Origin of the sequence: Photobacterium sp. Ph5, assembly GCF_022129445.1 — a bacterium.
In the GTDB taxonomy this organism is placed as follows: domain Bacteria; phylum Pseudomonadota; class Gammaproteobacteria; order Enterobacterales; family Vibrionaceae; genus Photobacterium.
Genome location: NZ_JADQAQ010000083.1, coordinates 1 through 9,182, shown reverse-complemented (window position 1 = coordinate 9,182; position 9,182 = coordinate 1). Strand labels below are relative to the sequence as shown.

General features: G+C 43.9%; 8 protein-coding genes. 6 read left to right on the top strand and 2 right to left on the bottom strand.

Annotated features, from left to right (window positions below; all coding sequences use genetic code 11):
• Positions 1-88: 88 nt before the first annotated feature.
• Complete coding sequence (gene gppA / locus I3259_RS19385; RefSeq protein WP_238031334.1) at positions 89-1,579, bottom strand: guanosine-5'-triphosphate,3'-diphosphate diphosphatase; 1,491 nt, start codon at positions 1,577-1,579, stop codon at positions 89-91.
• Positions 1,580-1,601: 22 nt separating this feature from the next.
• Positions 1,602-2,915, bottom strand: a complete 1,314-nt coding sequence (gene rhlB / locus I3259_RS19380) for an ATP-dependent RNA helicase RhlB (protein WP_238031333.1) — start codon at positions 2,913-2,915, stop codon at positions 1,602-1,604.
• A 113-nt stretch (positions 2,916-3,028) separates the two neighbouring features.
• Between rhlB and trxA the strand changes: the two genes are divergently transcribed.
• The 6 genes from trxA (at position 3,029) to fre (ending at position 9,095) form a co-directional block, all read left to right on the top strand.
• A complete protein-coding gene (gene trxA / locus I3259_RS19375) occupies positions 3,029-3,355 on the top strand; it encodes a thioredoxin TrxA (RefSeq protein WP_005372169.1) in 327 nt (108 codons plus the stop codon).
• A gap of 197 nt (positions 3,356-3,552) precedes the next feature.
• Positions 3,553-4,818, top strand: coding sequence for a transcription termination factor Rho (gene rho / locus I3259_RS19370; protein WP_005372168.1), 1,266 nt, complete (start codon positions 3,553-3,555; stop codon positions 4,816-4,818).
• A gap of 127 nt (positions 4,819-4,945) precedes the next feature.
• Positions 4,946-5,962, top strand: a complete 1,017-nt coding sequence (locus tag I3259_RS19365; protein ID WP_238031332.1) for a hypothetical protein — start codon at positions 4,946-4,948, stop codon at positions 5,960-5,962.
• A gap of 170 nt (positions 5,963-6,132) precedes the next feature.
• Positions 6,133-8,031, top strand: coding sequence for a 4-hydroxy-3-polyprenylbenzoate decarboxylase (gene ubiD / locus I3259_RS19360; protein WP_238031331.1), 1,899 nt, complete (start codon positions 6,133-6,135; stop codon positions 8,029-8,031).
• Between the two features lie 77 nt (positions 8,032-8,108).
• Positions 8,109-8,375 carry a 2Fe-2S iron-sulfur cluster-binding protein gene (locus tag I3259_RS19355; protein ID WP_045084675.1) on the top strand — a complete coding sequence of 89 codons (267 nt, stop codon included), beginning with the start codon at positions 8,109-8,111 and terminating at the stop codon, positions 8,373-8,375.
• A gap of 9 nt (positions 8,376-8,384) precedes the next feature.
• Entirely contained in the window at positions 8,385-9,095 is a 711-nt protein-coding gene (gene fre / locus I3259_RS19350) for an NAD(P)H-flavin reductase (RefSeq protein ID WP_045084676.1), read from the top strand.
• The last annotated feature ends 87 nt before the right edge of the window (positions 9,096-9,182 follow it).

Here is a 9,182-nt window from a genome sequence, read left to right as displayed (position 1 = left end):
TTAGTTCAAAAAAATCCCCAAGCTGCAGCTTAGGGATTTGTGTATAAGAGACAGCCTAAAAGGAGCCTTTTTTGATCGAATATAATATTTAGTCTTGCGATGTCACGACCATTGGCCAACCCATATCTGTTTGACGGGTTGCTTCTTGGTGTAGCTCGCTACGCGTTAGCGGGTTGTTGATCAGCCATTTTGCTGGCAGCAGTAACGTTAACTTATCGTTATCAACTTGCAGGCTAAATGGTGGTAAACAATTAGTATCACGACGGTGACACATAATCACGGCAATACGTAATAAACGCAGTAATCGCGCAGCGCTTTGAGCTGAGAGTGCATGTTGCTCAGGTAAGCTGGTGAGGGATCCTGTGTAACGACGTAATATTTCGGCCAGTAAATTACGCTGAGCACGGGTAAAACCAGGAAGATCTAGGTGCTTGATTAGATAAGCTGCATGATCTGCACCTTTCTTAAATTCAATACTTGTCCCAATTTCATGCAGTTTTACCGCTGCTTCCAATAAGTTTTGAGCTTGAGGCTCTAGTTGCCAATTAGGGCATTGGCTTAACATCGACATTGCCATATCGTTGACAATATCGGCATGTTCGGTATCAATTTGAAAGCGTTGCTGGACACTGTTTATGGTACGAGTACATACATCATGATGGCGCATTTGATCCATCATTTCATAAACCATGCCTTCACGTAGAGCACCACCGGCTAAGGTCATAGAATCAATTTTTAATGACTCAAATAGGGCAATTAAAATTGATAGCCCACTTGGGAATACCAAAGCACGTTCTAACGTAAGACCTTCAATATCAAGATCTTCTAGACGTTCATATTGCATGGCTTGGCGTTGTAGACGCTTGAGCTTTTGTAGGGTGATGATTTCATCCATCCCTTGCGCTAACATAATTTCTTGTAACGCTTGAACGGTACCACTCGCCCCGACACAAGATTCCCAACCTAATTCAGTGTAGCGTTCAATGATCGGATCAATCACTTCTTTCGCGCCATTAATCGCCGCATCGAAGTTGGCTGAGGTAAGGTAGCGATCTTTAAAGTAACGCTCAAGCCATGTCACACAACCAATTTTTAAGCTGGTTAAGGCACTGCTATCAAACCCTTTGCCGATAATGACTTCTGTGCTCGCACCGCCAATATCGACCACTAAGCGCTCATCACTACCGCCAGAGGTGTGTGCCACCCCTTGATAGATAATGCGAGCTTCTTCTTCACCCGGAATAATATTAACCGGATAACCAAGGATCGCTTTCGCCTTGGAAAGAAATTCTTCTGCGTTCACCGCAGTGCGTAATGCGGCAGTACCAACAATACGGATATGGTCAGCTTTGATGTCTTGTAAGCGTTCAGCAAACAGAGCCAAACAATCAAGACCACGCTGCATCGCTTCTTCACTGAGTACATTTTGGTTGTTAAGACCTGCGGCTAAACGCACTTTACGTTTGATTTTCGCGAGTGTCTGAACACTGCCATTCACTTCGCGTACAATCCACATGTGGAAACTGTTTGAGCCAAGATCAATGGCGGCATAAAGCGGTGATACTGAATTTCTTTCCATGGACATACATTACTTATCGTTATTACGCAGGCTTGTTGTTTTGAGGCGGACGACGGCGATTATTGCGCGAACGTTGCTGCCCTTGACCTTGGCCTTGGCGTTGAGTATTACGGCGACCACCTTGACGAGGATTTCGTTGTAGGCGGATCGGTGCTGGAAGATCGTCTAACAATGCTTCTGAATCATACTTGGACTGTGGAATACCATGTTCAATGTAAGTTTCAATAGCAGTTAGGTTAATCGCGTATTCTTCACAAGCAAAACTAATTGAGTGACCACTTAGACCAGCACGACCTGTACGACCAATACGGTGTACATAATCTTCTGCATCATCAGGGAGATCGTAGTTAAATACGTGTGTTACTGCTGGAATATGCAAACCACGTGCAGCGACATCGGTTGCGACTAAGATATCAACGTCACCTTTTGTGAATTGATCCAAAATACGCTCGCGTTTTTTCTGTGGCACATCGCCGGTTAGCAAACCAACACGGTGTCCGTCAGCGGCTAAGTGGCCCCAAACATCTTCACAACGGTGTTTGGTATTAGCAAAAATAATTGCACGCTCTGGCCATTCTTCCTCGATCAACGTTTGTAGTAAACGCATTTTTTCTTGGTTAGATGGGTAGAACAATTCTTCTTGAATGCGGTGGCCCGTTTTTTGTTCCGGCTCTACTACAACGCTCTCAGGGCTATTCATATGTTCAAATGCTAATTCTTTCACACGGTAGGACAATGTGGCAGAAAATAGCAGGCTTAAACGCTCGCTTGGTGCTGGCATACGACGGAACAAGAAGCGAATGTCTTTAATAAAACCTAAATCGAACATACGATCGGCTTCATCAAGTACCACCACTTGGATGCTTGCTAAATCAATAACACGTTGCTTGTAGAAATCAATAATACGGCCACACGTACCGATTAAGATATCCACACCCTCATCAAGAATTGCTTTTTGCTTCTCGTAAGGTTCGCCACCGTAAGCAAGGCCTGCTTTTAAGCCCGTGCTAGCGATCAGTGATGATGCATCATTATAAATTTGGATCGCCAATTCACGCGTAGGCGCCATGATGATGGCTCGCGGTTGATTGGTTTTACGATGTGCAGGTGCAGCATTCTCCAATAAATGGTTAAAAGTAGCGGTTAGGAAGGCAATGGTTTTACCCGTACCTGTTTGAGCCTGTCCCGCGATATCATGGCCAGTGAGCATAACTGGCAATGCCAAGGCTTGGATCGGGGTACAATTATGGAACCCTTTATCATCCAATCCTTTTAAAACTAGAGGGTTTAACCCTAGCTCGGCAAATTTCCGCTCTGTGATGTGAGTCGTCTTCATTGCTATAGAATATCAGCTTAGGGTTGCAATACGAAACGTATTCCATTCAAATAGGACAACGATTTGCTGGTTAAAATAAGATCAGCTAACAAAATCAACTGTTGGAGTGGAAGATGAGCGACAAGATTGTGCAGCTTACAGATGCGAGTTTTGACACTGATGTAATCAATGCTGCTGGCCCGGTATTAGTCGATTTTTGGGCTGAATGGTGTGGTCCATGTAAAATGATTGCCCCTATTCTTGACGAAATCGCTGATGAATACGAAGGCAAGCTAACGATCGGTAAATTAAATATTGATCAGAATGCGGAGACACCGCCTAAGTTTGGTATTCGTGGTATTCCGACATTACTACTGTTTAAAGACGGTGGTGTAGCGGCAACAAAGGTTGGCGCACTGTCGAAAACACAGCTTAAAGAGTTCTTAGACGCGAACTTGTAAGTGCAATTTTACAAACCATGGACAATTTCTAAGTTGTACATGGTTTGTCTAACGTCTATGCTAGACGGATAGAACGTTTAGTGTTACCGTAGCGCACAGAAATTACATTTTCGTTCATTTCTTGACCAGGCCCTATTGGTCATCTTTATCTCAACTAATATAGAACCCCGATTTTGACAGACAAGAAACCCACCACTATGAACCTTACAGAACTAAAGAGCCAACCGATTTCAAAGTTGGTATCACTTGGCGAAAGTTTAGGATTAGAAAACCTTGCCCGCTTGAGAAAGCAAGACATCATCTTCTCCATCCTTAAGCAGCATGCGAAGAGTGGTGAGGATATTTTTGGCGATGGTGTTCTAGAAATTTTACAAGATGGCTTCGGCTTCCTTCGTAGCGCTGATAGTTCTTACCTTGCAGGCCCTGATGATATTTACGTATCACCAAGCCAAATCCGTCGTTTTAACTTACGTACTGGCGATACCATTGCCGGAAAGATCCGTCCACCGAAAGACGGTGAGCGTTACTTCGCACTACTGAAAGTTAATGAAGTAAACTACGACAAGCCTGACAACGCTCGCAATAAGATCCTATTTGAAAACCTTACTCCACTGCATGCAAACTCACGTATGCGTATGGAACGTGGTAACGGTTCTACAGAAGACATCACCGCACGTGTTCTTGATTTAGCATCACCAATTGGTAAAGGCCAACGTGGTCTGATTGTTGCGCCGCCAAAAGCGGGTAAAACAATGCTGCTTCAAAACATTGCCCAAAGTATTGCCCACAACCACCCTGAGTGTGAGTTGATGGTATTGCTTATCGACGAACGTCCTGAAGAAGTAACCGAGATGCAGCGCCTAGTTAAAGGTGAAGTAATTGCATCAACGTTCGATGAGCCAGCATCTCGTCACGTACAAGTGGCAGAAATGGTAATTGAAAAAGCAAAACGTCTTGTTGAGCACAAGAAAGATGTGGTTATCCTGCTTGACTCAATTACCCGTCTAGCGCGTGCATATAACACTGTTATTCCTTCCTCTGGTAAGGTATTAACAGGTGGTGTTGATGCTAACGCCCTTCACCGTCCTAAGCGTTTCTTCGGTGCTGCACGTAACGTAGAAGAAGGCGGTAGCTTAACTATCATCGCAACAGCGCTAGTGGATACTGGCTCTAAGATGGATGAAGTTATCTACGAAGAATTTAAAGGTACAGGTAACATGGAACTTCACCTTTCTCGCAAGATCGCTGAGAAACGCGTGTTCCCTGCTATTGATATCAACCGCTCTGGTACACGTCGTGAAGAGCTATTGGCGAAAGCTGACGAGCTACAGAAGATGTGGATTCTACGTAAGATCGTTCACCCAATGAGCGAGACTGACAGCATGGAATTCTTAATTGATAAGCTATCAATGACGAAGACTAACGATGAATTCTTTGATGCGATGCGTCGCCAGAAATCATAATTCGCTGAACTGAGTCACATTTATTAAAAACGTCGCCTACGGGCGGCGTTTTTTATTGCAGAAATTGCCGCATACTGAGATTGTATAGGTAATGGATTATGCGTGTTTGACTAAACAAGGAGGTATTATGTTACGACGATGGTGTGCGTTAAGCTTACTGATCGCGAGTGTATTACAGCCTGTTTCTGCGCTAGAAGTCACTGAAGCGAAAATTCAACATATTCAAACAATGCCTCAATTTGTTGCGCATATTGAAACCCTCAAACCTTATTATGATCACAGTGATTTTCAGTCATTGGAAATTTTACTCGATCAACTTCCTGCTTTGACACAAGAGGTTGCCCGTAGCCAATTAATTCAATATGCCAGTGAAGTAAGGCACTTTAACGCAGCGCGTATTGCATGGTTAACCATTCAAGCAGAGCGACAATCGCCGTTTACTATCACAGAACAAGGTGATGGCTATACGGTGCAAAGGATGGCTTTTTTCTATAGTAATCAAGCGAACAGTTTATTGCGTGAGTGGAAAAAAGAACTGATAAGCCAACGTGCAACGGTGCAACTGGAACAAGGACAACTTACTCTATCTGAATGGCTTTCTGGTGACTTAGAGCAGCAACAAAAGCGCAGCCAAGTGATAGTGCGTGCTATCCCGCAATTATCTGATTCAGCAATAAATGCCTTAGTCGAGCAGTTTCATTCTGATCCTCAGTTAATATGGTTACCTGATAACAGTATTCTTGCCGTCCTAGCTGCTTATTCTGATGACAGTAAATTATATGATTTACTGTGGCGTCGTCGTACCGATCAATACAGCTTGGCGGAAATACAACGCTTATCCAGTACACCAGCTTCTGATTTTGTAGTTAGCCAGTTAATTGCAGCGACTTCAAACCCTTCACTCAAAGAGCCTGCTTATCGCGCATTGACGTCTTTTAATCCATTACCCGAAATGGCGAAATCGTTTTTGCAGATACAACTAGGTGATCAGATTGAACGATCACTCATCACTCCCTATTTGATGAAACAAGGTCATGATCATTGGTTACAACAATTGTTAGCAATCAGTACTGATCCTGATTTAATCGCGCATATAAAAGAAATATTACCGACAAGACAAATCCCTTCAATAACTCATAAATAGTCTTTGTTTTTATAAGGATTATCGCGCTATTTTTTCTCTTTTTTGTGATGAAATTAGCATCTGTTGATGGGTGTTTTAGTGCGCACAACTGGTTATACTAGCGAAAATCATTCTCATCCCTGCGCCTCTATCTTTGATATTAAAGGCGTAGCTCAATCGTGGTATCAGATATGAAATTCAAGGATCTGCGAGACTTCATTGCCTATTTAGAACAGAACGGGCAGTTGAAGCGAATTAAGCAGGCTGTCGATCCAGATCAGGAAATAACGGAAATTAGCGATCGCACCTTACGTGCTGGTGGCCCCGCGTTATTATTTGAAAATCCTATTGGCTACGATATGCCGGTACTTGCCAACTTGTTTGGTACCCCACAACGAGTAGCAATGGGGATGGGGCGCTCTGAAGTTAAAGAATTGCGTGAAGTTGGTAAGCTGTTGGCATATTTAAAAGAGCCTGAGCCGCCACGAGGTTTTCGTGAAGCATTAGATAAATTACCTGCGTTTAAGCAAGTGCTTAATATGCCAGTGAAGCGTCTGCGCAATGCGCCGTGCCAAGAAATTGTGTGGCAAGGCGATGACGTCGATTTAGATAAAATCCCTGTAATGAGCTGTTGGCCTGATGATGTTGCACCGTTGCTTACGTGGGGATTAACGATCACCAAAGGGCCGCATAAAAAACGCCAAAATTTAGGTATTTATCGTCAGCAAAAAATTGCTAAAAATAAAATCATCATGCGTTGGCTTGCTCACCGTGGTGGAGCACTTGATTTACGTGATTGGATGGAAACTCATCCCGGAGAAAAATTCCCTATCACCGTCGCTTTTGGTGCTGATCCTGCAACGATTTTAGGGGCTGTAACGCCAATTCCTGATACCTTATCTGAGTATGCTTTTGCCGGCTTACTGCGTGGTCGCCGTACTGAAGTGGTGAAAAGTTTAACTAATGATTTAGATGTGCCTGCCAGCGCAGAAATTGTCATGGAAGGCTATATCGACCCTGAAGAATTTGCTGATGAAGGTCCGTATGGTGATCACACCGGTTACTACAATGAGAAAGAGCGCCATCACGTCTTTACCATCACGCATATCACCATGCGTAACGATCCTATCTACCACAGCACTTACACTGGTCGTCCGCCAGATGAGCCTGCAGTATTGGGAGTGGCACTCAATGAAGTATTTGTGCCTATTTTGCAAAAGCAATTTCCTGAAATCACCGATTTTTACCTGCCACCAGAAGGGTGCTCATACCGCATGGCGGTAGTGACGATGAAGAAGCAATATCCAGGTCACGCCAAGCGGGTGATGATGGGTGTGTGGTCTTTCCTGCGTCAGTTCATGTATACCAAATATGTGATTGTGTGTGATGAGAGTGTTGATGCGCGCAATTGGGATAGTGTGGTAGAAGCTATGACAACTCATATGGAACCAGTACGTGATACGTTATTTATTGATAACACGCCGATCGATTCCTTAGATTTTGCCTCTCCAGTGGTTGGTCTTGGCTCTAAAATGGGCTTAGATGCGACGGTGAAGTGGGACGCTGAGTTAGCAAGTACAGCAAGTGTTGTCAGCACATTAGATAACAGCTTTGACATTGAAGCTGGTATTACAAAATTACGCCAGCAATTTCCTGAAATTGTTGATATCTATTTACCGCCAGCAGCAGTTGATAACCAAATGGTTTTAGTCAGCATCACCAATACGGAATCAGGGCAAGCACGGCGGGTGATGACTGGGCTTTGGGACTTTATGGCGCAGTTTACTGATGCAAAATTTGTCATCTTGTGTGATCAAGACGTCAACGTCCGTGATTGGAATGATGTTATTTGGGCGATCACTACACGTATGGATCCAAGCCGTGATACGGTATTGATAGAAGCACAATTAAATGCGCTATCAGATAGTTCATCATCGCAAACCGCGCACCAAGGTAGCAAACTTGGCTTTGATGCGACTAATAAATGGCCTGATACGATTAAACGAGAGTGGGGCAACCCAATTACTAAAAACCCAGATGTTGTTGCGCGTGTTGATGCAATATGGCCACAACTTGGGATCGAGAACTAACTGTTTATCGCTATACTGAGCGATAGAGTTATTGTTATTTAACGCTGATCATTAGAGCTTGATCAGCCAGAGAAACTATTATGTACCAAGTACGCCTGTTGCCACATAACATCACCTTTACTGCGTCAACGCAGCAAACGGTATTACAAGCAGCGCTCGACGCAGGCATCGCTTTTCCCAATCGTTGTCAGGTAGGAGCATGTGCTATGTGCATGTGCCGCAAAACATCCGGTGAAGTCAGTTATCAGTTAGAGCCTATGCTCACAGAAAACGAACAAGCTGAAGGGTGGATTTTTACCTGCCAAGCGATGGCAGAAAGCGACTTGGTGTTAACGTTAGACTAGAGGAAAACCATGTCTATCCAGTGTTTAGTAAAGTCAGTACAACCCTTAGCCGCAAATACTTACCGTATATTGCTACAGCCTGAGCAGGCAATTGATTTCAAAGCCGGACAATACTTACTTGCCGTAATGGGTGAGAAAGATAAACGTCCATTTTCAATTGCGAGCAGTCCTTGCCGAGAAGGCGAATTAGAGCTGCATATTGGTGCTGCAGAGCAAAATGCTTACGCACTAGAAGTCGTTGAAGCGATGAAGGCTGCATTAGATTGCAATGAGCCTGTGGTGATTGATGCTGCACATGGTAATGCATGGCTACGTCACGAAAGTGAGCGTCCACTACTGATGATTGCTGGCGGTACGGGTTTTTCTTATATTCGTAGCATGTTAGATAATTGCATTAGCCGCGGTTTAACCCAGCCTATCTTTGTCTACTGGGGTGGACGCAGTATTGATCAGCTGTATGCCAACGATGAAATGCAGGCGCTAGCTGAAAAACATGGCAATATTACTTATGTGCCCGTAGTAGAAGAAGCACTGGAGAATTGGCAAGGTAAAGTCGGTAACGTTTTAGATGCTGTTGCTGAAGACTTTGTTTGTTTATCCGCGTATGACATTTATGTTTGCGGGCGTTTTGAAATGGCAGGTGCTGCCCGTGAACGTTTCTGCAGTGATAAGAATGCGCAAAGAGAACATATGTTTGCTGACGCATTTGCGTTTATTTAACGATTAAATGTTTTATCCAAAGCCAGCATTAAACGCCTGTCTCTTATACACAAATCCCTAAGCTGCAGCTTGGGGATTTTTTTGAAC

Coding starts and splice junctions, on each gene's coding strand:
- gppA (WP_238031334.1), bottom strand. CDS start 1,579: ATGGAAAGAAATTCAGTATCACCGCTTTATGCCGCCATTGATCTTGGC.
- ubiD (WP_238031331.1), top strand. CDS start 6,133: ATGAAATTCAAGGATCTGCGAGACTTCATTGCCTATTTAGAACAGAAC.
- trxA (WP_005372169.1), top strand. CDS start 3,029: ATGAGCGACAAGATTGTGCAGCTTACAGATGCGAGTTTTGACACTGAT.
- rho (WP_005372168.1), top strand. CDS start 3,553: ATGAACCTTACAGAACTAAAGAGCCAACCGATTTCAAAGTTGGTATCA.
- I3259_RS19365 (WP_238031332.1), top strand. CDS start 4,946: ATGTTACGACGATGGTGTGCGTTAAGCTTACTGATCGCGAGTGTATTA.
- rhlB (WP_238031333.1), bottom strand. CDS start 2,915: ATGAAGACGACTCACATCACAGAGCGGAAATTTGCCGAGCTAGGGTTA.
- fre (WP_045084676.1), top strand. CDS start 8,385: ATGTCTATCCAGTGTTTAGTAAAGTCAGTACAACCCTTAGCCGCAAAT.